24 protein-coding genes are annotated in these 24,868 nt (G+C 73.2%); 13 read left to right on the forward strand and 11 right to left on the reverse strand.

Going from position 1 to position 24,868, the window contains the following annotated elements:
• The first annotated feature begins 150 nt into the window (after nt 1-150).
• From AB0D93_RS34065 to AB0D93_RS34080, 4 genes are all read left to right on the forward strand, one after another.
• Nucleotides 151-1,338, forward strand: coding sequence for a beta-ketoacyl synthase N-terminal-like domain-containing protein (locus AB0D93_RS34065; protein WP_362128017.1), 1,188 nt, complete (start codon nt 151-153; stop codon nt 1,336-1,338).
• A gap of 63 nt (nt 1,339-1,401) precedes the next feature.
• The gene (locus AB0D93_RS34070) at nt 1,402-2,832 is read left to right on the forward strand and encodes an MFS transporter (RefSeq protein ID WP_362128020.1); all 1,431 of its coding nucleotides are present in this window, start codon (nt 1,402-1,404) and stop codon (nt 2,830-2,832) included.
• A 51-nt stretch (nt 2,833-2,883) separates the two neighbouring features.
• Nucleotides 2,884-3,423 carry a SigE family RNA polymerase sigma factor gene (locus AB0D93_RS34075; protein ID WP_362128023.1) on the forward strand — a complete coding sequence of 180 codons (540 nt, stop codon included), beginning with the start codon at nt 2,884-2,886 and terminating at the stop codon, nt 3,421-3,423.
• On the forward strand, nt 3,424-4,209 hold the full coding sequence (locus AB0D93_RS34080; RefSeq protein WP_362128025.1) for a hypothetical protein: 786 nt from the start codon (nt 3,424-3,426) through the stop codon (nt 4,207-4,209).
• Nucleotides 4,210-4,246: 37 nt separating this feature from the next.
• On the opposite strand, the gene AB0D93_RS34085 is transcribed toward AB0D93_RS34080, so the two are convergent.
• The 3 genes from AB0D93_RS34085 to AB0D93_RS34095 all read right to left on the reverse strand — a co-directional run bounded on the left by AB0D93_RS34085 (nt 4,247) and on the right by AB0D93_RS34095 (nt 7,170).
• On the reverse strand, nt 4,247-4,942 hold the full coding sequence (locus AB0D93_RS34085; protein WP_362128027.1) for a hypothetical protein: 696 nt from the start codon (nt 4,940-4,942) through the stop codon (nt 4,247-4,249).
• Between the two features lie 9 nt (nt 4,943-4,951).
• Complete coding sequence (locus tag AB0D93_RS34090; RefSeq protein WP_362128030.1) at nt 4,952-6,436, reverse strand: hypothetical protein; 1,485 nt, start codon at nt 6,434-6,436, stop codon at nt 4,952-4,954.
• A 92-nt stretch (nt 6,437-6,528) separates the two neighbouring features.
• Nucleotides 6,529-7,170 (reverse strand): response regulator transcription factor, encoded by a 642-nt coding sequence (locus AB0D93_RS34095; RefSeq protein WP_362128033.1) that lies wholly within the window; start codon nt 7,168-7,170, stop codon nt 6,529-6,531.
• 303 nt (nt 7,171-7,473) lie between these two features.
• Between AB0D93_RS34095 and AB0D93_RS34100 the strand changes: the two genes are divergently transcribed.
• Nucleotides 7,474-9,036, forward strand: coding sequence for an alpha-L-arabinofuranosidase B (locus AB0D93_RS34100; protein ID WP_362128036.1), 1,563 nt, complete (start codon nt 7,474-7,476; stop codon nt 9,034-9,036).
• Here the strand turns inward: AB0D93_RS34100 and AB0D93_RS34105 are convergent.
• Nucleotides 9,014-10,291 (reverse strand): sensor histidine kinase, encoded by a 1,278-nt coding sequence (locus tag AB0D93_RS34105; RefSeq protein WP_362128039.1) that lies wholly within the window; start codon nt 10,289-10,291, stop codon nt 9,014-9,016. The two genes, AB0D93_RS34100 and AB0D93_RS34105, sit on opposite strands and share 23 nt — an antisense overlap.
• Nucleotides 10,292-10,617: 326 nt before the next feature.
• Here AB0D93_RS34105 and AB0D93_RS34110 point away from each other — a divergent pair, with 326 nt between their 5' ends.
• The 3 genes from AB0D93_RS34110 to AB0D93_RS34120 are packed head-to-tail and all read left to right on the forward strand — an operon-like array spanning nt 10,618 to nt 13,531.
• Entirely contained in the window at nt 10,618-11,475 is an 858-nt protein-coding gene (locus AB0D93_RS34110; RefSeq protein WP_362128042.1) for a MaoC/PaaZ C-terminal domain-containing protein, read from the forward strand.
• Nucleotides 11,476-11,504: 29 nt separating this feature from the next.
• Complete coding sequence (locus AB0D93_RS34115) at nt 11,505-12,581, forward strand: Zn-dependent alcohol dehydrogenase (protein ID WP_362128044.1); 1,077 nt, start codon at nt 11,505-11,507, stop codon at nt 12,579-12,581.
• 11 nt (nt 12,582-12,592) lie between these two features.
• A complete protein-coding gene (locus AB0D93_RS34120) occupies nt 12,593-13,531 on the forward strand; it encodes a 3-oxoacyl-ACP reductase (protein WP_362128047.1) in 939 nt (312 codons plus the stop codon).
• Nucleotides 13,532-13,583: 52 nt separating this feature from the next.
• Here AB0D93_RS34120 and AB0D93_RS34125 read toward each other — a convergent pair whose 3' ends face one another.
• The gene (locus tag AB0D93_RS34125; RefSeq protein ID WP_362128049.1) at nt 13,584-13,742 is read right to left on the reverse strand and encodes a hypothetical protein; all 159 of its coding nucleotides are present in this window, start codon (nt 13,740-13,742) and stop codon (nt 13,584-13,586) included.
• Between the two features lie 96 nt (nt 13,743-13,838).
• Nucleotides 13,839-15,104 carry a hypothetical protein gene (locus tag AB0D93_RS34130; RefSeq protein WP_362128052.1) on the reverse strand — a complete coding sequence of 422 codons (1,266 nt, stop codon included), beginning with the start codon at nt 15,102-15,104 and terminating at the stop codon, nt 13,839-13,841.
• 187 nt (nt 15,105-15,291) lie between these two features.
• On the opposite strand from AB0D93_RS34130, the gene AB0D93_RS34135 reads away from it, so the two are divergent.
• Genes AB0D93_RS34135 through AB0D93_RS34145 form a run of 3 tightly spaced genes read left to right on the forward strand, consistent with a single transcriptional unit; the run spans nt 15,292 to nt 18,239 of the window.
• Complete coding sequence (locus AB0D93_RS34135) at nt 15,292-16,128, forward strand: Nif3-like dinuclear metal center hexameric protein (protein WP_362128055.1); 837 nt, start codon at nt 15,292-15,294, stop codon at nt 16,126-16,128.
• A 17-nt stretch (nt 16,129-16,145) separates the two neighbouring features.
• The gene (locus AB0D93_RS34140; protein ID WP_362128118.1) at nt 16,146-16,889 is read left to right on the forward strand and encodes a C4-type zinc ribbon domain-containing protein; all 744 of its coding nucleotides are present in this window, start codon (nt 16,146-16,148) and stop codon (nt 16,887-16,889) included.
• 12 nt (nt 16,890-16,901) lie between these two features.
• Nucleotides 16,902-18,239 carry a bifunctional RNase H/acid phosphatase gene (locus AB0D93_RS34145; RefSeq protein ID WP_362128058.1) on the forward strand — a complete coding sequence of 446 codons (1,338 nt, stop codon included), beginning with the start codon at nt 16,902-16,904 and terminating at the stop codon, nt 18,237-18,239.
• Here AB0D93_RS34145 and eda read toward each other — a convergent pair.
• Nucleotides 18,211-18,882 carry a bifunctional 4-hydroxy-2-oxoglutarate aldolase/2-dehydro-3-deoxy-phosphogluconate aldolase gene (gene eda / locus AB0D93_RS34150; RefSeq protein WP_362128061.1) on the reverse strand — a complete coding sequence of 224 codons (672 nt, stop codon included), beginning with the start codon at nt 18,880-18,882 and terminating at the stop codon, nt 18,211-18,213. The two genes, AB0D93_RS34145 and eda, sit on opposite strands and share 29 nt — an antisense overlap.
• 75 nt (nt 18,883-18,957) lie before the next feature.
• Nucleotides 18,958-19,740: a peroxide stress protein YaaA gene (gene yaaA / locus AB0D93_RS34155; RefSeq protein WP_362128064.1), complete on the reverse strand. Its 783-nt coding sequence runs from the start codon at nt 19,738-19,740 to the stop codon at nt 18,958-18,960.
• Nucleotides 19,741-19,814: 74 nt separating this feature from the next.
• On the opposite strand from yaaA, the gene AB0D93_RS34160 reads away from it, so the two are divergent.
• Entirely contained in the window at nt 19,815-21,248 is a 1,434-nt protein-coding gene (locus AB0D93_RS34160) for an RNB domain-containing ribonuclease (protein WP_362128067.1), read from the forward strand.
• On the opposite strand, the gene AB0D93_RS34165 is transcribed toward AB0D93_RS34160, so the two are convergent.
• The 3 genes from AB0D93_RS34165 to AB0D93_RS34175 form a co-directional block, all read right to left on the reverse strand.
• Nucleotides 21,199-21,801 carry a hypothetical protein gene (locus AB0D93_RS34165; protein ID WP_362128070.1) on the reverse strand — a complete coding sequence of 201 codons (603 nt, stop codon included), beginning with the start codon at nt 21,799-21,801 and terminating at the stop codon, nt 21,199-21,201. The genes AB0D93_RS34160 and AB0D93_RS34165 overlap by 50 nt on opposite strands.
• Entirely contained in the window at nt 21,798-22,544 is a 747-nt protein-coding gene (locus AB0D93_RS34170; RefSeq protein WP_362128073.1) for a MerR family transcriptional regulator, read from the reverse strand. The genes AB0D93_RS34165 and AB0D93_RS34170 overlap by 4 nt, the downstream gene beginning before the upstream one ends.
• Nucleotides 22,545-22,624: 80 nt before the next feature.
• Entirely contained in the window at nt 22,625-24,157 is a 1,533-nt protein-coding gene (locus AB0D93_RS34175) for an FAD-dependent monooxygenase (protein ID WP_362128076.1), read from the reverse strand.
• Nucleotides 24,158-24,225: 68 nt separating this feature from the next.
• On the opposite strand from AB0D93_RS34175, the gene AB0D93_RS34180 reads away from it, so the two are divergent.
• Nucleotides 24,226-24,840 (forward strand): TetR/AcrR family transcriptional regulator, encoded by a 615-nt coding sequence (locus AB0D93_RS34180; RefSeq protein WP_362128079.1) that lies wholly within the window; start codon nt 24,226-24,228, stop codon nt 24,838-24,840.
• Nucleotides 24,841-24,868: the final 28 nt, after the last annotated feature.

Raw genomic sequence — 24,868 nt, forward strand, 5'->3', positions numbered from 1 at the left:
CCCCGTAGTGATAAGTGCCAGGTAAACCTCGTATGCACAGGCAACTATTCCGTTGCTTCGGGCTTCTAATGAATCCTTGACCGACTCATGGGTTTCTGATCTGCCGTCAGGGGCTGGTGAGTTGATGGAACGCGTTCTAGTCTGCGCGGCATGAAGGCCTATGTCGCCGGGGTCGGGATGACGCGGTTCGAGAAGCCCGAGACCCGTTCATGGCAGTACTGGGACATGGTGCGAGAGGCGGGCGAGGCGGCTCTGGCGGACGCCGCAATCACCTACGCGGACGTGGAACAGGTTCTCGTCGGCTACTGTTTCCAGCCCTCGACCGCAGGCCAGCGCGCCGCCTACGAACTCGGCCTGACCGGCGTCCCCGTCTACAACGTCAACAACAACTGCGCGACCGGCTCGACCGCGCTCATGCTGGCCCGGCAGCTCGTCGAGGGCGGCGCCGCCGACTGCGTGCTCGCGCTGGGCTTCGAGAGGATGAGGAAGGGCGCGCTGGGCGGGGGCGCCGACGGCGGGGACTTCTCGACGTCCCCGGTCGCCCGGCACTACGGCGTCATGGCCGCCCGGCACGGCTTCGAGCCGACCCCGCCGACCGCGCAGATCTTCGGCGACGCGGCCCGCGAGCACATGGAGCGCCACGGCACGACCGAGGCCCAGTTCGCCGCGGTCGCCGCCAAGAACCACCGGCACTCCGCGCACAACCCCTACGCCCAGTTCCGGGACGTGTACGACGTGGCCGGCGTCCTCGCCTCCCGCCCCGTCCACCGGCCACTGACCAAGCTCCAGTGCTCGCCCACCTCGGACGGCGCGGCGGCCGTGGTCGTGGTGTCGGAACGGTTCGCCGCGCGGCACGGGTCCACCCCCCTCGTGGAGATCGCCGGACAGGCCATGACCACGGACACCGAGGAGTCCTTCGCGTCCGGATCCTGCATCGACGTCGTGGGGCAGCCCATGTCCCGCGAGGCGGCCTGGCAGGCCTACGAGCGCTCCGGGCTCGGCATCGAGGACGTGGACGTCGTCGAGCTGCACGACTGCTTCTCGGTCAACGAACTGCTGACGTACGAGGCGCTCGGCATGTGCGCGCCCGGGGAGTCCGGGAAGCTCGTCGAGTCCGGCGCGACCACGTACGGCGGCCGGTGGGTGGTCAACCCGTCCGGCGGGCTGATCTCCAAGGGGCACCCGCTGGGCGCGACCGGTCTGGCCCAGACGGCCGAGCTGGTGTGGCAGCTGCGCGGCGCGGCGGGAGAACGGCAGGTGCCCGGCGCGCGGGTGGGGCTCGCGCACAACATCGGGCTGGGTGGGGCGGCGGTGGTGACGCTGCTGCGCCGGACGTAGGCCCCGCGCCCCACGCCCGGTGGTCCGAAATGCTGATGCAAGGACCGTAGCCGGGTTGAGAGCATGACACCCATGCTCGAAGCCGCCGACACCACCCCTCTCATATCCCGGCCGAAAGCCGCGCCCACCTGGCTGGTGGTGGCGCTCTCCTGCGCGGGGCAGTTCCTGGTCGTCCTCGACGTGTCGGTGGTGAACGTCGCCCTGCCGTCCATGCGGACCGGCCTCGGCCTGACCCCGTCCGGCCTGCAGTGGGTGGTGAACGCCTACGCCATCGCCTTCGCCGGGTTCATGCTGCTCGGCGGCCGGGCCGGCGACCTGTACGGGCGCAAGCGGATGTTCCTGGTCGGCCTCGGCCTGTTCACGCTGGCCTCGCTGGGCGGCGGCCTCGCCCAGGAGGGCTGGCAGCTGCTGCTGGCGCGGGCCGTGCAGGGGCTCGGCGCGGCCGTGCTCGCCCCGTCGACGCTGACGCTGCTGACCTCCGCGGTACCGGAGGGGGCGGCGCGGGCGCGGGCCATCGCCACCTGGACCGCGGTCGGCGCCGGCGGCGGGGCCGCGGGCGGCCTGGTCGGCGGGGTGCTCGTGGACGTGCTCGACTGGCGCTGGGTGCTGCTGATCAACGTGCCGGTGGGCGCCCTGGTGCTGGCCGGCTCGGTGCTGTGGCTCACGGAGAGCCGGGCCGGTGACGGGCGGCGCCTGGACCTGCCGGGCGCGCTGCTGGTCACGGCGGGCCTCGCCACCCTGGCCTACGGCATCTCGCAGACGGAGGCGCAGGGGTGGACGGCCGCCGCCACACTGCTGCCGCTGCTCGTCGGGCTGCTGCTGATCGCCCTGTTCCTGCTGGTCGAGGCCCGTACGGCGGCCCCGCTGATGCCGCTCGGCCTGCTCCGGCTGCGCGCGGTCGCCTCGGCGAACGCGGCGATGTTCCTCTCCGGCTCGGCCATGTTCTGCATGTGGTACTTCATGACCCTCTACGCCCAGAACGTCCTCGGCTACACGCCGTTGCAGGCCGGCGTCGCCCTGGTGCCCAGTTCGCTGTCCGTGGTCGTCGGCTCCAAGGTGGCGCCGCGCCTGATGCGGCCGGCGGGCGCGCGGACCGTGGCCGCGCTGGGCACGCTGGTCGCGGCGGCCGGCTTCGGCTGGCAGTCGACGATGAGCGCGCACGAGGCGTACGCCACCGCGATCATGATCCCGGGCGTCCTGATGATGTTCGGCGCGGGCCTGGCGACGACCCCGCTGGCCTCCCTGGCCACCTCGGGGGCGGCGCCGGGCGATGCCGGGGTGGTGTCGGGGCTCGTCAACACCTCGCGCACGATGGGCGGTTCGCTCGGCCTCGCCGTGATGTCCACGGTCGCCGCGGCGGGCACCGGCAGTGGCCACGGCCCCGAGGCGCTGACGGACGGCTACGCGCTGGCCTTCCGCGTCAGTACGGCGGTGCTGCTGACCGGGGCGGCGCTGATGCTGGTGTGGCTGCCGCGGAAGATCTCTTCGACGTGAGGCAACGGTCCGGGCCGCCTGTGGACTCCTTCTGACATCTAGGAGGTGCCCATGGGGGACGGGAAGCAGGCTCGGAATGAGGAGTTCCAGAGCTTCATGGTCGGCCGCTGGCCGCGGCTGATGCGTACGGCATTTCTCCTCACGGGGGAGCAGCACGCCGCCGAGGACCTGGTCCAGTCGACGCTGGAGCGGGCCTATGTGTCCTGGCGCAAGGTCGGCACGGCAGACGATCCGGAGGCGTACGTACGGCGCGTGATGATCAACCTGCACGCGCGCAAACACCGGAGAAAGCTCAAGGAGTTCCTGGCCCCCAGGGACGACTCGGGCCTGGTGCACGAGGTGGCCGACACCGGTGACCGGATCGCGCAGGCCGACGACCGCGGCGCGCTGCTGAAGGCGCTCGCCCAACTGCCCGTGCGGCAGCGGGAGGCGGTCGTCCTGCGCTACTGGGAGGACCTGACGGAGACCCAGGCGGCGGAGGCGATGGGCTGCTCGGTCGGCACGGTGAAGAGCAACGCGGCCAAGGGGATCGCGAAACTCCGGGCCATACCGGGACTGGCGGAGACGGTGATGTACGGAGGGCGGAAGTAGATGAGCGCGGACCGGGAGATCCACGAGATGACCGACATGACGCAGACGGACATCGCCCTCCTCCTCGCGGACGCCGCTGACGAGGTCGAGATCGGTATAGCCCCCGTCGAGGCGGTCATCCGCGGCGGCCGCCGGCGCAGAGCCCGCCGCTGGGCGGTCGCGACGGCCACGGCTCTGGTGCTGGCGGGGTCGACGGGGGCGACCCTGGCGGTGACGGGGCTGCCCGGCGACACCGGCCGGCAGGCGCCCGTGGCGTCCCGGCCGTCCACACCCGAGGCCCGGCATGTGTACGCTCCGCGGATCACGGAGGTGGCACACGGCACGGACCACGGCACGAGCTGGCGCGTGGTGGTGTCCGTGTGGGGAGCACCGCGTGACTGGACGGAGGCGGCGGGGCAGCTGGCCGCGATGAGGAAGTACGGCATCGAGTCGGACGCACTGCCCGACAGCCGGGACCTGGTCGGCAAGACCTCGTACTACTCGGGCCTGTACTACGGCGACGGCCACCACAGAACGGTGCTGTTCAACACGCTGGAGAAGTGGGATCCGCTGTCCGGCACGGATCTGATGTCGGCGGCCCTTCCCCTGGCCAAGGGCCACGGCGACGGTCCCGAGCGGCTCGTGGTGGGCACGGTGGCCACCACCGCCCGGCAGGTCAGGTGCGGCTGGAAGGACGGCACCAGCACCGTGGTCGAGCCTCGGGCGGTGGCCGGTTCCCCGGTGACCTGGTTCGCGTGCACGGCCCCGGAGGGGACGAGTTACGAGCACGCGGAGGTGCTCCGGTAGCGCGCGCGGCCACCCCTGCCACGGGTCCCGTCCTCGGCTAGGCGTTCCGGGGGGGCCGGCGCCGGGTGGGCGCCGCTCCGGGCGGTGGCGGTGGCGGTGGTGGGGGCGGGGGCGGATGAGGCGGAGGCGGGGGTGCCGGCCGGCTCCGCAGCAGGGGGATCGGCGCGTGCAGGTGCCAGACTCCGGGCAGGTCCAGCTTGCCCTGCCGTTCGGCCAGGGTGACCTGCTGCACGCTGAGGCGTCCCTGCAGCACGCACTCGCCGCTGCGTACGGCGACCAGGTGGGCGTCGCGGACGACCGCGACCAGCCCGGCGATCCGGAAGACCAGCGTGAGTTCCACGTCCAGGGTGCCCACCTTGGCGCCGTCCAGGAACACGTCGACGTAGGGGCGATGGCTGGAGGTGACCTGGTGGCTCGCGAGTGCGAGGACCTCCTCGCTGCCCGGGGTGTCGCGGGTGCGACGCGCGGCGGCGGTGAGGGCGGCGTGTTTGCGCCAGCCGCCCGCGGCCACGTCGAAGAGGTCCTGGCCGAGGAAGGAGTCGATGGTGGTGGCCAGTTCGCGCTCGACCGCCTGGTCGGCCGCGGCCGTCAGGGGGCGGGCTCCGCCCAGGAGCGCTCGGGCCGTCCCGCCGCAGTGCAGCGGGTCGACCAGGGCGGCGCCCGCGTCGGGGCCCTCCCGGCCGAGCAGGAACGCCCTGACCGTGAGGGGTTCTGCGACGGGAGTCGTGGTCATCGCGTCACCTCATTCGAGGTTCTGGTCGCCGGGGTCCGGGTGGGGTTCGAGCCGCACGGTCCGGTTCGCCGAACCGGTGTCGGACTGCTGGTGGAGGTCGGCCGTCCCGGCCGCGGGGCGCGGAGCTGTGCGGAGGTGCTTGCGGACCCAGCGCGGACCGGGGTGCCGATGGCTGAACAGGATGGAACCGGCCGCCAGCGCGAGCAGTACGGCGGCGAACGCGGAAGGTCCGACGACCCATCCGACGGGCGTCGACGTGTTGCCGCCGCCGGTGCCGCCGCCGGTGCCGCCCGTCCCGGTTCCGCCGGTGTTTCCGCCGTCGCCGCCACCGGTGTTCGGTCCCGCGCCCGTGACCGTGAACTGTGTCCCGGCGCTCGTGCCGGAGCCCGGTGTGCACGCGGCCCGCACCATGTGGGTCGCTCGGGAAGCACCCGCCGGGACCTGGAAGTCGGTTGCGAAGGTGCCGTCGCGCGAGACCGCGGTGACGGCGAGGGGGGTGTCGTCGTCCCAGAGCACCTCCACCTTCGAGCAGTTGAATCCGGAACCGGTTGCGGTGAGCGCCGTCCTCGCGTCGCCCTCCGCGGGATCCAGCATCAGAACGGGACGTCCCTCGTCGCCGGGCAGCACCGTGAACGTCGCCTTGGCCTGCACGTCTCTGTGGCGGGCGCAGGTCGCCACCATGGGATAGTCGCCCGGGGTGGCGTCGTCGGCGACCTTGAGCTGCGTCTGGAACATGCCGGTGCCCGGCGCGACGCGCACCCGGGCGTGGATCTGTCCGTTCGTGGAGAGTTCGACCGTGCCCGGCTTCCCGCTCGGGACGCAGCCCTCGAAGCCGGCCCCGTAGACCTGCAAGGACGCGCCGGGCCGGCCCTGGGAGGGTTCCAGTGCGATCAGGGGAGCGTGCGCGGACGGCGAAGCGCTCCCGCCGCTGGTGGGCGTCACCGTGAAGGTTCCGGCGCCGGCGACCGTGACGCTGCCGTTGTCGCAGCCCGCCGTCACGGAGTGGGGGCCGACCGTGGCTCCGTCCGGCACCCGGAACTCGGCGCTGCCGGTCCCGTCCGTCACGGACGCCGTGAACGGCACGTCTCCGCCGTCCCATCTCAGGTAGGTGATGGTGCCGGGTGCGGGGCCGGCGCGGGCGTGCACCCCGCGGCCGGCCGGACCGGGCGAGGCCGCCGTGGAAGGGGGTGTGGTCGGACCGGTGGGCGTGGGGCTGGGTTGCGTGGTGCCGGAGCCTGTGGGACCGGTCGGTCCGGTGGTGGTGCGGACACAGCTCGCGAAGCCGACGTGAACACCGGTCCGGCTCGGTCCCGCGGAAGGGCTGAGGACGATCGAGACGCTTCCCCCGGTCGCGGCCGGCGCCGAGAACGCCGTCGGGGTCCGCGCGATCGCGATGCTCGCCAGCACCGCGATCAACGAGCGCAGAAGCAGTCGTACGGCGGACGACATGAGCCGGGGGCGACGCCGGGAGGTGACGAGGAAGCGGTACGGCACGAGGAGTGACCTGGCCCGTCAGCTGTCGCCTCTGCCATTCTCCTCCGGCGCGGCGCTCTTCGCTCGTCGTCGGGGCGACGGCCGGGGCCCGCTCACAGCCAGCCCTGCTGCCGGGCCTCCCGCACCGCCTCCGCCCGGTTCCGGGTGCCCGTCTTGCCGATCGCCGAGGACAGGTAGTTGCGGACGGTGGACTCGGACAGATGCAGCCTGCCCGCGATGTCGGCGACCGTCGCCCCGTCCACCGACGCCTTCAGCACATCGCACTCGCGGGCCGTCAGCGGGCTGGGGCCGGCGCTGAGCGCGGCGGCGGCCAGCGCCGGATCGACGACGGTCTCCCCGGTGAGTACGCGGCGGATCGCCACCGCCAGTTCCTCCACGGGCCCGTCCTTGACGAGGAAGCCCGCCGCCCCGGCTTCCATGGCCCGGCGCAGATAGCCGGGCCGGCCGAAGGTGGTGAGGATCAGCACCCGGCAGTCGGGGGCCTGCTCGCGCAGCCGGGCCGCCGCGTCCAGCCCGCTGATGCCCGGCAGCTCGATGTCCAGCAGCGCCACGTCCGGCCGGTGGAGGAGGACGGCGTCCACGATCCCGTCGCCCGAGGCCAGTTGGGACACCACCTCGATGTCCTCCTCCATGCCGAGCAGCAGAGCGAGCGCGCCCCGCATCATGCCCTGGTCCTCGGCGAGCAGCACCCGAATGGACTTGGTGGTCCGGTGCTCCCGGGGCATCTCGTTCATGGAGCCAGGTTACGGCCGGAAACCGGGCCCATCGCCGTCCGCGCCGGGATCGCCCGAAGAGACGGATTTCGCCCGGTCGTTGCGCGCGGCCGCGCGGGCCCCCTCCGATTAAAGACTCTCTCTTTTCCGGCGCCGTGGGGGTTGACGGTCTCGGACGGCGCCCAAACAATCGCCTCTGCATTTCCAGGAATCCCCGGTAATTCAGCAATCGGAGGGGTTCGGTATTTCGGTCGAACGTTGTTCGAGATATCGGACGAGTCCGCCCCGCACTGCCCTACGACGAAACCGAGGTGCACCGTGCTCGTGAGTTCCCCCCACGTCCACCCCCGGCGGCTCAGAAGCGCCGCCCTGTCCGTGCTCGCCGTCTGCGCGACCCTCGCCGCGCTGCTCCTCGGCGTCGGCGCACCCCCGGCCGCCGCCGCGAGCTCGCTGCCCTGTGACGTCTACGCCGCCGCGGGCACCCCGTGCGTGGCCGCGCACAGCCTGGTCCGGGCGCTGTACTCCTCCTACGGCGGCCCGCTGTACCAGGTGCGGCGGGCCTCGGACGGCGCCACGAAGGACATCGGGCTGCTGGCCACCGGCGGATACGCGAACGCGGCCGCCCAGGACTCCTTCTGTTCCGGCACGACCTGCATCATCACCAAGATCTACGACCAGTCCTCCCGCCACAACGACCTCACGGTCGAGGGCGCGGGCGGGGCCGGCGCGGCCGATGTCGGGGCGCCCGCCGACGCGCTCCCGGTGACCGTCGGCGGCCACCAGGCCTACGGCCTGGAGATCTCCGCCGGCATGGGCTACCGGGACAACTCCACCTCCGGCGTCGCCACCAACGGCGCCGCCGAGGGGATGTACATGGTGACCTCCGGCACCCACGTCAACGGCCGCTGCTGCTTCGACTACGGCAACGCCGAGACCAACAACAAGGACACCGGCAACGGCCACATGGACGCCATCAACTTCGGCACCGAGTGCTGGTTCTCGCCCTGCTACGGTCAGGGCCCCTGGGTCCAGGCCGACCTGGAGAACGGGCTGTTCCAGTCCGACGCCGGATACAGCAAGAACTCCGCCAACACCGGCACCGGGCCCCTGCCGTTCGTGACCGCGCTGCTCAAGAACAACGGGCAGAACCATTTCGCGCTCAAATGGGGAAACGCGCAATCGGGCGGACTGACGACCACCTATTCCGGTGGTGAGCCGACCACGAGCGGATACTCGCCGATGCACCAGGAGGGCGCGATCGTCCTCGGCACCGGCGGCGACAACAGCAACGGCTCCATCGGCTCCTTCTTCGAGGGCGTCATGACCTCCGGCATCCCCACCGACGCCGCCGACAACGCCGTACAGGCCGACATCGTCTCCGTCGGCTACGGCGGCGCGACCGGCAGCACCGGCACGCTGAACGCCGGCTCGGAGATCTCGCTGCGGGCCACCACCTCCTGCTGCACCGCCGACTACGTCCGGCACCAGAACGACGCCGGCGTCCTGTCCTCCATCACCTCCAGCAGCTCCGGCCTGGACAGGAACGACGCCACCTGGATCGTCCGCAAGGGCCTCGCGAGCGGCTCCTGCGTCTCCTTCGAGTCGCGCAACTACCCCGGCGACTACCTGCGCCACTCCGACTTCAAGCTGTACCGGCAGCCGATGGACGGCACCGCCCTGTTCCGGGCCGACGCCACGTTCTGCCCGCAGACCGGCAAGAGCGGCACCGGTACCTCGTTCGCCTCGTACAACTACCCGACGAGATACCTGCGCCACTACGACTACAACCTGTACATCGCGAGCGACGGCGGGTCCAACGACTTCGACAGCGGCACGTCCTGGACCGACGACGTCAGCTGGGTGGTCAGCCAGCCCTGGGCGCCGTAGCCACCGCGTCCGCGAACCGGGCCGACTCCGCCGGGAGTTCGGCACTCACCGTGAAACCGCCGCGTGGCGACGGGCCGGCCGTGAGCGAGCCGCCCGCCGCCGCGAGGCGTTCGGTCAGCCCCTTCAGCCCGGTGCCGCCGATGCCCTGCTGCGGACGGCTGACGGGCGTGCCGCTGCCGTTGTCGGTGACGGTGAGCCGGGCCTGTTCGGCGCCGCACTCGACGCTGATCTCGCACCGGCGGGCGTCGCTGTGCCGGATCACGTTGGTGACCGCCTCGCGCACCACCCAGCTCAGCAGGGCCTCCGTCTGCGGCTCCAGCGGCGCGCCCGACTGCCGTACCACCGGTTTCACGCTCGCCGCCGACAGCGCCGAGCGGGCCCGGGTCAGCTCGGTGGCCAGGCTTCCCTCCCGGTAGCCGGTCACCGCCTCCCGGATCTCGGTGAGCGCCTGCCTGCCCACCGACTCGATGTCGGTGATCTGCCCCAGCGCCGCGTCCATGTCGCGCGGGGCCAGCCGCCGGGCCGCCTCCGACTTCACCACGATCACCGACAGCGTGTGCCCCAGCAGGTCGTGCAGATCCCGCGAGAAGCGCAGCCGTTCCTTCTCCACCGCGCGCCGGGCCAGCTCCTCACGGGCGGCGCGCAGCTCCCGTACCGCCTCGGACAGGCCGAGGATCGCGGCGGTCACCATGCTGGACAGGAAGGTGGCGTAGCCGATGCTGGTCGCGTCGCCCCAGTCGCCGCGCACCCCGGAGACGGCCCCCGCGTACACCGCGAGCAGCACGCCGGTACGGCCCAGCCAGGGGCCGCGCAGGGTGGCGCCGGCCGCGAGGCCGAGCAGCGGGAAGAACATCAGCCAGTTGCCGCCGTACCCGACGGCCAGAGCCGTGGTCAGCAGCCCCATCAGTGCCAGCGCCACCCGGGTGGAGACGGCCTCGCGCTTCACCCGGTCGAAGGAGCGGAAGGTGACGTAGATGTAGAGGGAATTGAAGGTGAGCACGCCCAGGCCGCCGATCCACGGGTTCGGGGTCCGGCCCTGGAGCAGGTTGGAGCAGGCCCCCATCCCCATCAGCAGCCAGGGCAGCAGGGTGAAGCCGGTGGGCGGCGGGCCCGGATGGTCCACGTCCGGGCTCTTCCCGCCCCGGCTCCGGGCGGCCCGCTGAGCGGCCTTGAAGCGCTCGAGGTCGGCCCGCCACCGGCGCCGCTCGGCCTGCAGGGCCCGTATGTGGCACTGAACTCTGCGCACCCATGTCATGTCTGTGTTTCCCCCGGTCAAATGGTCCCCGCCCGATGGCGGTACGACAGCACAGCGTACGAACCGAACGCATCCCCGCGATACGCCGTGACCACGACGCTAGAAGAACCGGAGCCGCACCGGCAGATGCGCATGTACGGACTCGGTCGGTACAAATGTCACAACCGCGGAACTGACACAGTGTCAGGAGCCTTCACAACTGTGGAGTGCTGGGCTATACAGAGGGCGCTGGACTGGAACGCGTTCTATATCTGCCCCAGGACGACCTCGGTGCGGCCGACGGTGCGGACGGCCGTGCCGAGGTCTTGAGACCTCTCAGGAGCCCCATGCCCATCGACGCAGCCGTGGCCCTCGCCGCCGAACCCCGGTCCGGGGAGATCCGCTGGGACCGCCGGGACGTCCAGCTCTACCACCTCGGCATCGGCGCCGGCCGCCCCGCGACCGACCCCGACGAGCTGCGCTACACCCTGGAGTCCCGGCTGCAGGTGCTGCCGAGCTTCGCCACCGTCGCGGGCGCCGGCTCACCCGGCGTCATCGGCGGGCTGTCCATGCCCGGCGTCGACGTCGACCTCGCCAAGGTGCTGCACGGCGGCCAGTCCCTGACCCTGCACCGCCCCATCCCGGTCGAGGGCACCGCGACCGCGACCGGCCGGATCGCCGCCGTGTACGACAAGGGCAAGGCGGCCGTGCTGGTGATGCGCACCGAGGTCGCGGACGCCGAGGGCCCGCTGTGGACCAACGACGCGCAGATCTTCGTACGCGGGGAGGGCGGCTGGGGCGGCGACCGCGGCCCGTCCGCCCGGACGGAACCCCCCACCGGGGAACCCGACCGCACCGTCGAGCGGCCGATCCGTGAGGACCAGGCCCTGCTCTACCGCCTCTCCGGCGACTACAACCCGCTGCACGCCGACCCCGAGTTCGCCAAGCTCGCCGGCTTCGACCGGCCCATCCTGCACGGGCTGTGCACCTACGGCATGACGCTCAAGGCGGTCGTGGACACGCTGCTCGCCGGCGATGTGAGCCGGGTGCGCTCCTACGCCACACGGTTCGCCGGGGTGGTGTACCCGGGGGAGACGCTCCGGATCCGGATGTGGCGGGCGCCGGGGTCCATCAGGGTTGCCGTCGGCGTGGTGGAACGCGACGACGCACCCGCGCTCGCCGACACGATCGTCGAACACTCTTGATCCAGCAGGCAGTTGAGGGGAGCCGCGGCATGCGCGCAGCCGTACTGCACGAGATCGGCCAGGAGAAACTGGAGGTCCTCGACGACGTCGAGGCGGTGGGGTTCGGCCCCGGCAGGGTGCGGATCCGGGTGCGCGCCACGGGGCTGTGCCACTCGGACCTGTCGGCGATGAGCGGGGTGCTGCCGCAGCCGGCGCCGTTCGTGCCGGGGCACGAGGGCGCGGGCGAGGTCCTGGAGGTGGGGGAGGGCGTCACCGGCGTTGCGCCCGGTGACCGGGTCGTCGTCTGCTGGCTGCCGGCCTGCGGTGCGTGTCCCGCCTGCAGGCGCGGCCAGACCGAGCTGTGCCTGGCCGGGTTCATGAACGCGGGCACCCCCAACTTCCGGCGCTCCGGCGGGGACGTCTTCGGCTTCGCCGGCACCGGCACCTTCGCCGAGGAGGTCGTCGTCGACGCCGGCTGCGCGGTGCCGATCCCCGACGACGTGCCCTTCGACATCGCCGCCCTGATCGGCTGCGGGGTCACCACCGGACTCGGTGCCGCCCTCAACACCGCGGACCTGGAGGCCGGTTCGTCCGTCGCCGTCATCGGCTGCGGCGGGGTCGGGATCTCGGCGATCCAGGGCGCGCGGCTCAAGGGCGCCGCCGAGATCGTCGCCGTCGACCCGGTCGCCTCCCGGCGCGAGTCGGCCCTGAAGTTCGGTGCCACGAGGGCCGTTTCGCCCGACGAGCTGGCCGACGCCAGACAGGAGGTCACCGGCGGCGAGGGCTTCGACCACGTCTTCGAGGTCGTCGGCAGGTCGGCCACCGCCCGCACCGCCTACGAGAACACCCGGCGCGGCGGCACCCTCGTGGTGGTCGGCGCCGGAGCCATGGACGACTTCCTCCAGCTCAACATGTTCGAGCTGTTCTTCGACGAGAAGCGCATCCTGCCGTCCCTGTACGGCGGCGGTGACGTGCTGCGTTCCTACGAGCGCGCGATCGCCCTGTGGCGGGCCGGCCGCATCGACCTGGGGGGCCTGATCACCCACCGGGTGCAGCTGCCGGAGATCAACGAGGCACTGGACCAGATGCGTACCGGGACCGCCCTGCGTACGTGCATCGAGATCTGAGGACGCGGCGCATGTCACTGCCACTGGAGGGACTGTCCGCCGTCGTCACCGGCGCCGGACGCGGGCTCGGCCGGGCCGAGGCCCTGGAACTCGCCCGGCTCGGCGCGGCCGTCGTCGTCAACGACTACGGGCAGCCCGGACGGGACGGCTCCGGAGAGGCCTCGGCGGACCCGGCCGACGAGGTCGCCGCCGAGATACGCGCCCAGGGCGGCCGGGCGGTCTCCCACACGGGCGACGTAGCCGACTTCCAACAGGCCGGAGAGATGGTCGGGTTGGCCATCCGCGAGTTCGGCAAGCTGGACGTCCTCGTCAACAACGCGGGCATCCTGCGCGACCGCATGGTCTTCTCCATGACCGAGGACGAGTGGGACTCGGTGATCCGCGTCCACCTCAAGGGACACTTCAACACCACCCACTTCGCCGCCGCGCACTGGCGGGAGCAGTCCAAGGCCGCCGGAGCGAAGGTCTACGGGCGGATCGTCAACACCTCCTCGGAGGCGTTCCTCGCCGGTTCCGCCGGGCAGCCCAACTACGCGGCCGCGAAAGGCGGCATCGTCGGGCTGACCACGTCGACGGCCCTCGCCCTCGCCAGGTACGGCGTCACGGCCAACGCCATCTGCCCGCGCGCCCGGACCCGGATGACCGAGGACGTCTTCGCCGGCTTCCGGCGGCCGGACGAGGGCCTGGACCCGCTGGCCCCCGAGCATGTCGCCCCGCTCGTCGGCTACCTGGCCGCACCGGCCGCCGCCGGGATCAACGGCCAGCTGTTCGTCGTGCACGGCGGCATGGTCGCGATCGTCGAACGGCCGCGGGTGCGGGCGAAGTTCGACAGCAAACAGGACACCTTCAGCCACGACGAACTCGACGCGCTGCTCACCGCGCACTACGCGGGCCGGCCGCCGGGGGAGACCTTCGCCGCGGCGGAGGTGCTCGGCCTGGGGCGCGGCTGACGGAACGGGAAGAGGGGGCGCCCGGCGGACGCCCCCTCTTCCGTTACGACCTTCAGGCAGCTGCCTCGGTGGTCTCCTCGGCGGGCTTGCGGTGCCGGCCATGCGCAGCGCTCTCACTCTCCTGGACCGCGATCGGGCCCCGGTGCCGGCCGTGGCCGGCAGCCTCCTGAGAGTCGGCAGACAGCTGCTCCGTCGTGCTGGTGTCGCTCATCGGAAGTATTCACCCCGTCAACATGATCTTTCGTACAGCCGGGCGAGTGTAACCGGCACACCACGTGCCGAATCCAGGCGCACACGCCAACCGGCACTAGTTCGTTACAAGACGTCCCAGAGGCGCTTGCTGCAACGGCACCGGACGCGCCACCACCGGCTCCGGAGCCCCCGGTTCCGCGGGTTCCGGAGGGTCCGGGTCCGCCGGCTGCCGCGACGCACCGTGCGCCCCGGCTGCCGTGCCGTCCCGGACGGGACCCCCCGGACCCGCGTCCCCCGGTTCCCCCTGCCCCCCGCTTCCCCCCGGGGCCACGGCGACCCCGGCCTCCGCGGCCTCCTCCTGGGGCACCGTCAGCTCGGCCACGGCGCACGGAGTCTCCTCCGTGGCGTACGGCAGCCGCAGCACCCCGTCCCGTGTCCACAGCCCGGCCCCGGCCAGCCACCCCCGGGGCGCCGGGAGATGGCTCACCCGCCGCCCGGCCGGCCGCCAGACGCCCACCCAGCTGTTGCCGAACGGCCCGTCGACGCGCAGCCCCACCGCGCAGTTCTCCGGCATCAGCACCTGCCCGGGCTGGATGGCGAACGGCGTCACCGCGCAGTCCGGGGCCCGCAGGCACTCCGGGAAACGCACCGGCAGCATGCTGCCGAGCACGCCCCAGCCCAGTCGTTCCCGCCCCGGCGAGGGCGCGTCGGAGGAGATGAGCAGCAGCCCGCTGTCGGGGTCGGCGAGCAACAGCCGGTCGTCGCTGCCGGCCGCGATCTGCAGCAGCGGCGAGACCTCGGCCCGCTCCAGGTCCAGCACGACCGTCTTGACCGTCCCGCCCAGTTCCCGGTCCAGCGCCAGCATCCGCCCGGCGCGGTCCAGCCACACCCCGCCCGAGCAGTGCCCCGGCACCTCGGCCAGCCGCTCGGGCCCGAACGCCCCGCCCGCCACCAGCCACACCACGCTCGTTCGCGGCCCGACGGCGAGGGCGTAGACCCGCGCGCCTCCCGGGGCGGGCGGCAGCAGGGTGAGCCCGGTGCCGGGCTCGGGGCACTCCACCGCGCCCAGCGGCAGCTCGCCGGTGCCGGGGCCGGTCGGGTAGAGCAGCGAGAAGGTGTGCCGCTGCTCGACCAGCCGGTGGATCAGCACCCGGCCGTCGGACAGGGGCTGCACCTCGGTGCCGGGCTCCTCGGGCTGGTTGCCGGGCAACGGGACCGCGTACGGCTCCGGGCCGTCCAGCGTCCAGCGCTCCGGGAACCAGCAGTCGCCGGACGGCGCGAGCCGGGCCGCGTACGCGCCGTCCGCCGTCACGGAGAACGCCGTTCCCGGCGCACCGTCGGCCCCGCCCGTCGACGGGGGTTCGATCGCACAGGCCGTCATCGTTCGGTCACCTCCGGCGACGAAGCTAGTTTTCGTACGCACAGGCGTGGGACCGGCCGGGCCCGCTTCACACATACGGGTGGTGCAGAAGCGATTCACCTGAGGAAAACGGGACCTTTGTGCTGAGCGGGGGCAGAGCAGTCCGATGCGGTACGGCCGCCCGGACCAGCCAGGTAGCCTTTGCTACGTGCCCCGTCTGTCTGAAGTCATCGCCGCGCTGGAGAACCTGTGGCCCGCCGAGCGGGCCGAGTCCTGGGACGCGGTCGGCACCGTCGTGGGCGACCCCGACCAGGAGGTCACCCGGGTCCTGTTCGCCGTCGACCCCGTGCAGGAGATCGTCGACGAGGCGGTGAAGCTCGGCGCCGACCTGCTGGTCACCCACCACCCGCTGTATCTGCGGGGGACGACCACGGTCGCGGCGACCCACTTCAAGGGCCGTGTCGTGCACACGCTGATCAAGAACGACATCGCCCTGCATGTCGCCCACACCAACGCCGACACGGCGGACCCGGGGGTCTCGGACGCCCTCGCGGGCGCCCTGGACCTGCGGGTCGTACGGCCGCTGGTCCCGGACCCGACCGACCCGGCGGGCTGCCGGGGCCTGGGCCGTGTCTGCGAGCTGGACCACCCGCTGACCGTCCGCGAGCTGGCCGCGCGCGCCGCCGAACGGCTGCCCGCCACCGCGCAGGGCATCCGGGTGGCCGGCGACCCCGAGGCCGTCGTCCACACGGTCGCCGTCAGCGGCGGCTCCGGCGACAGCCTCTTCGACCAGGTCCGCGCGGCCGGCGTCGACGCCTTCCTCACCGCCGACCTGCGCCACCACCCGGCCGGCGAGGCCGTCGCCCACGGCCACCTCGCGCTGATCGACGCGGCGCACTGGGCCACCGAGTGGCCCTGGTGCGAGCTGGCCGCGAGCCAGCTCGACGAGATCTCCGACCGTCACGGCTGGGGCCTTCGGGTCCACGTCTCCAGGACGGTCACCGACCCCTGGACCGCCCACGCGGCGTCCATCACCTCTAAGTAGCCAACAGGAGCCCCCAACTGAACGCCGCGCCCGCCGACCAGATCCGACTCCTCGACGTCCAGGCCCTCGACGTCCGCCTGCAGCAGCTCGCGCACAAGCGGAAGTCGCTGCCCGAGCACGCCGAGATCGACTCGCTGAACAAGGACCTCACCCAGCTGCGGGACCTGCTCGTCGCGGCGCAGACCGAGGAGAGCGACACCGCCCGCGAGCAGACCAAGGCCGAGCAGGACGTGGACCAGGTGCGCCAGCGCGCCACCCGCGACCAGCAGCGCCTGGACTCCGGTGCGGTCACCTCGCCGAAGGACCTGGCCAACCTCCAGCACGAGATCGCCTCCCTCGCCAAGCGGCAGGGCGATCTGGAGGACGTGGTCCTGGAGGTCATGGAGCGCCGCGAGGCCGCGCAGGAGCGGGTGACCGAGCTGACCGAGCGGGTCGGGTCGGTGCAGTCGAGGATCGACGACACCACCGCGCGCCGGGACGCGGCCTTCGAGGAGATCGACGGCGAGGTCGCGACGGTGACGAAGGAGCGCGAGGTCATCGCCGGGTCCGTGCCCGCCGACCTGTTGAAGCTCTACGACAAGCTGCGCGAGCAGCAGGGCGGCATCGGCGCGGCCAAGCTGTACGCCCGCACCTGCCAGGGCTGCCGTCAGGAGCTGGCCATCACCGAACTGAACGAGATCCGCGCGGCGGCGCCGGACACCGTGGTGCGCTGCGAGAACTGCCGCCGCATCCTGGTGCGTACGGCCGAGTCGGGCCTGTAAGGGGCTTCACCGGTGAGGGAGTTCATCGTCGAGGCCGACGGCGGGTCACGGGGCAACCCGGGGCCCGCGGGTTACGGGGCGGTCGTCCGGGACGCGGCGTCGGGCGAGCCGCTGACGGAGACCGCGGAGTACATCGGCATCGCCACCAACAACGTGGCCGAGTACCGGGGCCTGCTGGCCGGCCTGCGCGCCGCCCGCGCCCTCGACCCGGCCGCGTCGGTGCACGTCCGCATGGACTCCAAGCTGGTCATCGAGCAGATGTCGGGCCGCTGGAAGATCAAACACCCCGCCATGAAGCCCCTGGCGACGGAGTCGAGGACCGTCTTCCCCCCGGACCGGGTCACCTACGAGTGGATCCCCCGCGAGCAGAACAAGCACGCGGACCGCTTGGCGAACGAGGCGATGGACGCGGGGGCGAAGGGGGAGCAGTGGTCGCCGTCGCTGTCCCGTGCCGCGCTGGAGACCGCGTCGGCCGCCCCACCACCGGCGGGCCCGCCCGGCGACGCGGCCGCGGGAGCGGCGAAGGCCCGGGCGGCGCTCGCGGGGGGCCGGGCGCCGGCCGCGGCAGGCCCCACCGGGCACGCCGCGGGCGCGGCCGGCGGCCGTGATGCCGCCGCGGCTCCGGGCGCTCGTGCCGCTGGAGCGGCGCCCGGCCCACAGGAAGCGGCACCTCCCGGCGAGCAGCAGGTCTCGACGCCGGGCTGGAGCTCCGCCCCCGACCTCGGCGCCCCGGCGACCTTCGTGCTCCTGCGCCACGGCGAAACGCCCCTGACACCCCAGAAGCGTTTCTCCGGCAGCGGCGGCACCGACCCCTCCCTCTCCGAGGCCGGCCGCGAGCAGGCCCGCCGCGTCGGAGAGGCACTCGCCCGGCGCGGCACGATCCAGGCCGTCGTCGCCTCCCCCCTCACCCGCACCCGGGAGACCGCCGCCATCGTCGCCGCCCGCCTGGGACTCGACGTGACGATCGAAGAGGGCCTGCGTGAAACGGACTTCGGCGCCTGGGAGGGCCTCACCTTCGGCGAGGTCCGCGACCGCCACCCCGACGACCTGAACGCCTGGCTCGCCGACCCGCAGGCCCACCCCACCGGCGGCGGTGAGAGCTTCGCCGAGACGGCCACCCGGATCGCCGCCACCCGCGACAAGCTGGTCGCCGCCCACGCGGGCCGCACGGTCCTGCTGGTCAGCCACGTGACCCCGATCAAGACCTTCGTCCGCCTCGCCCTCGGCGCCCCGCCCGAGTCCCTGTTCCGCATGGAACTCTCGGCGGCCTCCCTGTCGGCGGTGGCGTACTACGCGGACGGCAACGCGAGCGTACGGCTCTTCAACGACACGTCCCACCTGCGTCCCTGACCCCGGCCAGCCGCGCGGCACCCCGCGCCAGCTCCTCGATCCGCGTCCAGTCCCCGGCGGCCACCGCGTCCGCCGGGACCATCCAACTACCGCCGACACAGCCGACGTTGGGCAGGGCCAGATACTCCGGCGCGGTCGCCGGGCCGATCCCTCCGGTCGGGCAGAAACGGGCCTGCGGCAGTGGCCCGGCCAGCGACTTCAGATAGGCCGTACCGCCCGCCGCCTGGGCCGGGAAGAACTTCATCTCCCGCACCCCCCGCTCCAGCAGCGCCACCACCTCCGAGGTGGTCGACACCCCGGGCAGGTACGGCACCCCGGACCCGCGCATCGCCTCCAGCAGCGCGTCCGTCCACCCCGGGCTGACCAGGAACCGCGACCCCGCCGCCACACACGCCCCGACCTGCTCCGGTGTGATCACCGTGCCCGCGCCGACGACGGCCCCGGGCACCTCGGCGACGATCGCGCGGATCGCGTCCAGCGCCGCCGGCGTCCGGAGCGTCACCTCGATCGCCGGCAGCCCGCCCGCCACGAGCGCCCGCGCGAGCGGTACGGCGTCGGCGGTGTCGGAGACGACGACCACGGGCACGACCGGGGCGAGATCCAGGACGGAGGCGGCAGCGGAGGAGGGCACCGGTGAGGTCATGCCCTCATCGTGCCCAGCTGCTGCAACACGCGCAATGAGCGTTGCGCATGTTGCAATGCCTGGTGGAGGGGTCTCTCAGTGGATCTCCTCCACCAGCACATCCAGCGACCACGCCCTGCCCGCCTTCCCCGGCGCCTCCGCCTCGACGACGTACCCCAGCTCCCGCAGCACCCCGACCAGCTCGGCGGGGTCCTTCGGCGCGGCACCGGCGGTGAGCAGGCTCCGCACCATCCGGCCCTTGGTCGCCTTGTTGAAGTGGCTGACCACCTTCCGGGTCGGCGCGTGCAGCACCCGCACGGTCGCCGTACGCCCCGCGACCTCCCCCTTCGGCCTCCAGGCCGCCGCATACGCCGAGGAGCGCAGGTCCAGCACCAGGCCGTCCCCGGCCGCCTCGGGCAGCACCTCGGCCATCGGTGCCCGCCAGTGCCCGGCCAGCGCGCCGAGCCCCGGCAGCTTCACGCCCATCGAGCAGCGGTAGGAGGGGATCCGGTCCGTGACCCGCACGGCGCCCCACAGTCCCGAGAACACCAGCAGCGAGCGTGCCGCGCGCCTCTTCGCCGCCGCGTCCAGCGTGGCCAGGCCGAGGGCGTCGTAGAGCACACCGGTGTAGACCCGCCCGGCGGGACGGGCGCCGGCCGTGGGCAGGCCGGCGTTCTTCGCGACCTCGCCGCGCAGCCCCTCGCTCAGCCCGAGCACCTCGCGCGCCTTCTCCTCGTCGCCCGAGCACAGCTCGACCAGCTCGGTGAGCACGGCCTCCCGCGCGGCGGTCAGCCCCGGCAGGGACAGTGACGACAGCTGCAGCGGGGCGCCCTCGCCCGACTTCGCCTTGCCTTCCGAGGGCGGCAGCAGGACCAGCACCACGTACTCCTCACGTAGACCTCCGCGACAGGGTACGGCGTGCCGCCCACCCGCCCGCGCCCTACGCTCGCTGTATGCCCCGCCGCAAGATCCGCGTGACCGGTGCCCCCAAGGCCCCCCTGCGGGCCGCCCTCGCCGCGCTGCGTGCCGGACTCGGGCTGCCGGAGGACTTCCCGCCGCAGGCCCGGGCCGAGGCCGAGCGCGCGGCGAAGGCGCCCGCCCTGCCGTCGTACGACGCCACGGACATCCCCTTCTTCACCCTCGACCCGCCCGCCTCCACCGACCTCGACCAGGCCACGCACCTGTCCCGGCAGGGGACCGGCTACCGCGTCCGGTACGCCATCGCCGACGTCCCCGCCTTCGTCGTACCCGGCGGGGCGCTGGACGCGGAGGCGCACCGGCGGGTGAACACCCTGTACTTCCCCGACGAGAAGATCCCGCTGCACCCGACCGTGCTCAGCGAGGGCGCGGCCAGCCTGCTGCCGGACCAGGTCCGCCCGGCCGTGCTGTGGACGATCGACCTGGACGCGGACGGCCGGACCGTGGCCGTCGACGTGCGCCGCGCCCTGGTCCGCAGCCGCGCCAAGCTCGACTACGCGCACGTGCAGAAGGAGATCGACGCGAGGACCGCCGAGGAACCGGTCGCGCTGCTCAGGGAGATCGGCGAGGCCCGGGAGCGGCAGGAGAGCGAGCGCGGCGGCATCTCCCTCAACGTGCCCGAGCAGGAGATCACCGAGCAGGACCACACCTACGTCCTGCGCTACCGGGCCCCGCTGCCCGTCGAGGGCTGGAACGCCCAGCTCTCCCTGCTCACCGGCACGGTCGCCGCCGACCTGATGCTCGCGTACGGCACCGGCGTGCTGCGCACCCTCCCGGCCGCCCCCGACGGCGCGGTCGCCCGGCTGCACCGCACCGCGACCGCGCTGCACATCGACTGGCCCCACCATGTGTCGTACGCGGCCCTGATCCGCACCCTCGACCCCCACGACACCCACCACGCGGCCTTCCTCCAGGAGTGCACCACCCTGCTGCGCGGCGCCGGGTACACCGTCTTCCGGGACGGCGTCCTGCCCGCGATCACCACGCACTCCGCCGTCGCCGCCCCCTACACCCACTGCACCGCCCCGCTGCGCCGGCTGGCCGACCGCTACGCCGCCGAGATCTGTCTGGCCGCCGTCGCCGGCGACGCCCCGCCCGACTGGGTGCTCGCCGCGCTCGACACGCTGCCCCGGCGGATGGCCGACGGCTCCCGCATCGCCGGCACGGTCGAGCGGGAGTGCGTGGACATCGTGGAGGCGGCCCTGCTCAGGGACCGGGTGGGGGACGTCTTCGAGGGCTGCGTGGTGGACGTCGACGAGCACCGGCCGACCGTCGGGACCGTCCAGGTGGACGCGCCGGCGGTCATCGGCCGGATCGAGGGCGACCGGCTGCCGCTCGGCGAACGCCTGCGGGTGCGGCTCAGCCGGGCCGAGCCGGGGACGACGAAGATCCTGTTCGTGCCGGCGTGAGCGCGCGGACGAGCGCGCCCGGGTCGTCGGCGTGCAGCCGGACCACGGACACCTCGCGCCGGTGGCCCAGCAGTGTCAAGTAGACCACCGGAGCGGTGAGTTCGAGGGTCACGGAGGTCTGCGAACCCACCGCCAGGTTCAGCTCGCCGGGCACGCGCTCATGGGTGGAGCGGGTCTCGCGGCGTACGGCGCCGATGGCGGCGCGTGGTATCCGCAGGTCCACGTGGGCGCCGTAGCGCAGGCGCAGTACCCGGGGGCTCAGCACGTGCGGGCGGACCACGCAGGCCGCGTGCAGGCCGGCGACGAACAGCACGGTGTAGCCGTCCAGCACCAGCATGATCCCGTGCGCGAGCGGCCGGCCGCGCAGCAGCACCGCCATGGTGAAGGCCTCGATCACGCACACCAGCGCCAGACCCGCCATGATCGTGCCCTGCCCCCGCGCGTACCCGAACGCCCGGCCGCCGACCGTGCCGTGCCGGCGCCGGCCGATCCACAGACCGAGGCTCACCAGGAGCCGTGCCTCGTGCCCGGCCAGCCGGTACACGGTCCTCACGGCCCCTCCTCGGCGGTGAGGATGCGCACCGCCCGGCGGATCGCCTCCGCCTGGGCGGGGGCGAAGTCGGCGTACAGGGCGCGCAGTACGGCGTTGTCGGTGCCGGCCGCGCCGGGCGGGAGCAGGTCCGCCGGGACGCAGGCGGCCAGGGCGCGCGCCGCCTCCGGCACGCGCGGGTCGTCCGGGTCCGCGTCCGCGAGCTCGTCGAGCAGGGCGTACACCTGCCGGGCCCGGGCGAGGGCGTCCGGGTCGTCCAGGGCGCCGCGCAGCGCGGACATCATCCGCTCGCGCTCCTCGGGCGGCGCTCCGGTGTCGATCAGGGCGAGCACCTCGCGGTCCTTCGCGGCCATGGGGGAGTCGTCGGGGAGACTCGCGAGCAACCCGGCCAGCTGGGGCGAGACCGGTCCCTCGGCGGGCAGCTCCCCGGCGTCCAGCAGCGAGCGCAGCCGCTGCCGGCGCTCCCGGATCTCCGTCTCCTGCCGGGCCAGGTCCTCGTCGAGTTCGGTGAGCACCTCGACCAGGTCCTTGCCGGCGTCGTCGGCGAGCACGTCCCGCACCTCGGTCAGGCCCAGCCCCAGCTCGGTCAGCCGCCGGATCCGGGCGAGGACGACGGCGTGCCTCAGTGTGTACTGCCGGTAGCCGTTGGTGCGCCGTTCTGGCTCGGGCAGCAGGCCCAGGTGGTGGTAGTGCCGCACTGTGCGCGTCGTGACGCCGACGGCGGCGGCGAGTTCTCCGATCCGCATGGGACCAGTACAGACGTTGACGTCGCGGCAGGGTCAAGCGTGCGACGGGCCGGTCCCGGCCGCGACGGCGACGGGCCGGCTCAAGCGGCGGCGGCCGGGGTGCCGAGCCAGTGGTCCAGGGCCTCCGGCAGCCCCTTGCCGCCCTCCGCGTCGGCGGCCCAGGCCACGAAGCCGTCGGGGCGCAGGAACAGTGCCTTCAGGCCGGGCCGGTCCGGGCAGGCGAGGGTGCGGACCTCCAGCCGGTCGCCGTACCCCTCGGCGTGGGCGCGCAGGTCCGGGTCGTCGGCGAGGTCGAGCAGCAGGGCGCGGCCGGTGTGCAGATGGTCGCCGAGCCGGGCGCCGTCGGAGAGTTCCAGGTCGGGGGCGCTGGCGCCGGTCAGCGGGTGGTCGCCGGGCAGGTCGTAGCGCTGCCAGACGCCGGAGATCCGGGTGACCAGATACGTCGTGCCCGTGGTGGTCAGCGCCAGGTCGGTCACCACCCGGCGCAGGGCGCGGGCGTGCCGGTCCGGGCGCATCACCGCGATCTGGGCCCGGGTCCAGTCGAGCACCCAGGCGCCGATCGGATGCCGTTCGGCGGTGTAGGTGTCGAGCAGGGACTCGGGTGCCGTGCCGCGCACGACGGCGGCCAGCTTCCAGCCCAGGTTCATCGCGTCCCCGAGGCCGAGGTTGAGCCCCTGCCCGCCGAACGGTGAGTGCACGTGCGCCGCGTCCCCGGCGAGCAGCACCCGGCCCCTGCGGTAGTCCGTGGCCTGGCGGGCGTTGTCGGTGAACCGGGTGGCGCTGAGCACCTTGGTGACGGTGACCCCGGGCACGCCGGAAACCCGGCGCAGCGCGGACTGCAGCTCCTCGGCGGTGACGGGCGCCGACCGGTCCGCCGGGGGCCCGTCGAACTCCACGACGAGGACGCGCCCCGGGAACGGCCCGTGGACGTACGTGCCCACCTCCGTCGTGTTCCAGCCCTCCGCCAGCCGCTCGGACCCGGTCAGTTCGACGATCGCCTGGTAGCCGGTGATCTCCGGGTCCGTGCCGGGGAAGTCGAAGCCGGCCTGCTTGCGGACCGTGCTGCGCCCGCCGTCACAGCCGACCAGCCAGCCGGCGCGGACGCTCGCCGAGCCGTCGACGTGCACCGTCACCCCGTCCGCGGCCGCGTCGAACCCGATCAGCTCCACGCCCCGGCGCACCTCCACCCCGAGCCGCTCCGCCCGCCGCGCCAGGATCCGCTCCAGCGCGGCCTGCGGCACCCCCAGCCCGGTGTCGCCCGCGGGGCCGACCTCGGCCCAGGCCGGGTCGGAGCCGTCGAAGAGGTCCTTGGTCATGGTGATCCCGGCGAAGTGCCCGGCGAACTTGGGCGGGAGCTTCGACTCGCCGTCCTCGCCCCGGAAGGCGCGGATCCGTTCCCGTGCCGCCTCCCACATGGCCGCCAGCTCGGGCAGCAGCCCCCGCCGGTACAGGGCGACCGCGCTCGGGATGTTGATCGCGCCCGCCTTGATCGTCTCGTCCACCTCGGTCAGCCGCTCCACGACCAGCACCCGTGCACCGCCGAGCCGCAGCTCACAGGCGAGGAAGAGGCCCACGGGCCCGGCGCCCGCCACCACCACGTCGTAGTCCGTCACATTGCCCTCCGGTATCGTCGTAACTCTGACTATAGTCACTAAAAGTTTTGAGCGGCTATAGTTTTCTTATGGATGACGAACTTTCGCTGCGGGAGCGCAAGAAGCGGGACACGCGGCAGCGCATCTCGGACATCGCGACGGGGCTGTTCGCCGAGCGAGGCTTCGACGCGGTGACCGTCGCCGAGGTCGCACGGGCGGCGGGTGTCTCCGCGATGACGGTCTTCAACTACTTTCCGCGCAAGGAGGACCTGTTCCTCGACCGCATCCCCCAGGCCGCCGAGCTCTTCGCCGGGGCGGTGCGCGACCGCGCCCCGGGCGAGCCCCCGCTCGCCGCCCTGCGGGGCCTCGCGCTCCGCCTGCTCGACGAGCGGCATCCGCTGAGCGGAGTGGGCGGACGCTACCCCCGCTTCTTCCGGATCGTCGGCGCCTCCCCGGCCCTGCGTGCCCGTGCCCGTGAGGGTGTCGAGGAGGTGGAGGAGGCACTGGGCGCCGCCCTCGCCGAGACCGGCGTGCCCGACCCGCACCTCCTGGCGGCCCTGACCGTGGCCGCGTACCGCACGGTCTTCGTCGCCTCCGTGCGCCGGCTGCTGGCCGGGGACCCGGTGGAGGAGGTGGCCCGGGACCACCGGCTCCGCCTCGAGTCGGCGTTCGCGGCACTGGAGCGCACGAGCCTTGACGGCTGACGGCTGACGGCTGACGGCTGACGGCCGA

This window comes from Streptomyces sp. NPDC048191 (genome assembly GCF_040652655.1).
Lineage (GTDB): Bacteria > Actinomycetota > Actinomycetes > Streptomycetales > Streptomycetaceae > Streptomyces.